This is a genomic window from Bacteroides sp. AF32-8BH (assembly GCF_003435205.1).
Lineage (GTDB): Bacteria > Bacteroidota > Bacteroidia > Bacteroidales > Bacteroidaceae > Bacteroides > Bacteroides ovatus.
On sequence record NZ_QVLZ01000104.1, the window covers coordinates 280 to 2,351 of the forward strand.

A 2,072-nucleotide genomic window follows, 5' to 3' on the forward strand; every position below is an offset into this window, starting at 1 on the left:
CAGACCGCAACGCTCGTCAAGGGAAAGCCGTTGGAGTATGCAGGGGAACTCTATTCGGAAGAACACGGACGGAAATTCACGACCGAAAAGGCGGGGTTTCAAGTCGTGAAAGACCCCACGGACGGGACGAGACTGGTTCTTGCCATTGACCGAAAGCCCATTGCCGAGTGGTTCAAGGAACAGTTCGACAAGCTAAGGCAGAATATTCGCCGACCTATACAACCGCAAAGGAAAAGCAGAGGAATGAAGATATAACCGTTTATCTTGCTGGAAAACAATAAAAAAGTGCCGTTCATGATGTCTTATGAATGGCACTTTTCGCTATATTTGCACCTAAAAGTATATCGGGAGCTATGCCGGATACGTGACGAGCAAAAAACTTTCGGAAAAATACACGTGAATACGGAACTATAAATCAAAATAATATGAGAATAAAAAAAATATTGCCTTTTATACTATTGGTATTCTTATTTATTTCATGTGAAAAAGAAGACTTTGAAATAGAAACCAATAATCAAAGAACAGTTTTTATGTATCTCCCATGGTCAACAAATCTGACAAGTTATTTTTATAATAACATTTCTGATATGGAAGAAGCTATACAAGAAAAAGGATTAGAGAATGAAAGAATTATAGTGTTTTTATCTACAAGCCCTTCTGAATCGGAGATGTTTGAAATAACTTTAAATAACGGTTCGTGTAAAAGGACTATCTTAAAAGAATATGTAAATCCTTCTTTTACCACAGAAGCTGGTTTGACAGAGATTCTCGGAGATATGAAAACATTTGCTCCTGCTGAAAGTTATTCAATGATTATCGGTTGTCACGGCACGGGCTGGCTTCCTGTTGTACAAAGCCGTAGCAAAGCGAAGGAAGATTTTGTTTATCATTGGGATTTTGAGAATGTTCCTATGACACGTTTTTTTGGCGGATTAACAGCAGAATACCAAACAAACATAAGCACTCTTGCTCAAAGCTTATCTAATAACGGATTGTCAATGGAGTATATTCTATTTGATGATTGCTATATGTCATCGTTGGAAGTTGCCTATGAGTTACGCCATGTAACCAACTATATGATTGCCTGTCCAACAGAAGTGATGGTCTTTGGTATGCCATATTCCACAATAGGCAAATATCTCTTATCAGAAAAACCAGATTACAAAGCTATATGTGAGTCATTTTATCAGTTTTATTCTAACTATCAATATCCTTATGGAACGTTGGCTGTAACAGACTGCTCTTACTTGGATGAGTTGGCAGAACTAATGAAATATATTCACTCTAATTATTCTTTTGATAGTACACAAGCTATAAATATTCAGCGTATGGATGGCTACTCCCCTGTGATATTCTATGATTTCGGAGATTATGTACAGACTTTATGTGGTACAGACACAGAAATATATAATAATTTTAAAACACTATTGGAGAAAGTTATCCCTTACAAAACTCATACCAAAGAATTCTACACGGCATCAAGAGGTCCTATTACAGTTGAAAGATATTCAGGAATAACAACCTCTGAACCAAGTACAAATAGCAAGATGGTAGATTACCCAAAAACATCATGGTGCATTGACACACATTAAATTATCACTCTGAACCAAGTTGTGATATAGTCCAAAATCTCCAACGAAGTAACTATCCGTGGGGGGGCTTGACCCTTGCACATATAAAAAGCAAAAAGAAAGCGTTATCGGAGTATTACACAAAAAACAGCTGGCTATTACATAATGAAACAACATACTTGACTGATTGGTACGCTTCTCCTACCATGCGGACAAATCCCGGTAACAAAATGACAAAGCGGACAATGTTCTTAACATGCCAACTTGTAAATGGGATGAATGATTTTCGTTTTTCGCAAGTTGATTTTATAAAATTGCTGCCAACAGTTCGTACTTTCGAAAAAAGATGTTATATTTGCAAATGAAAGAGTTATTTGACAGCATAGCAACGCAAAACGCTGAAATTCGCACAGTTGCCAAATCGTTACCTCTATTTCTCAAATAATTCGCTAATAGTTTATTTCTCAATCGGTTAAGTCAAACCGATAAAAATCTAAAATA

General features: G+C 36.7%; 1 protein-coding gene and 1 pseudogene. Both read left to right on the plus strand.

What is annotated here, in order from left to right:
- Positions 1–255 (plus strand): annotated as a pseudogene (locus DWZ47_RS31215) (mobilization protein); the annotation flags it as partial.
- 170 nt (positions 256–425) lie between these two features.
- Complete coding sequence (locus DWZ47_RS30155; RefSeq protein WP_061447515.1) at positions 426–1,592, plus strand: clostripain-related cysteine peptidase; 1,167 nt, start codon at positions 426–428, stop codon at positions 1,590–1,592.
- Positions 1,593–2,072: the final 480 nt, after the last annotated feature.

What these genes read in the sequence shown, in the direction of transcription:
- DWZ47_RS30155 (WP_061447515.1), top strand. Translation starts at nt 426, where the DNA reads ATGAGAATAAAAAAAATATTGCCTTTTATACTATTGGTATTCTTATTT.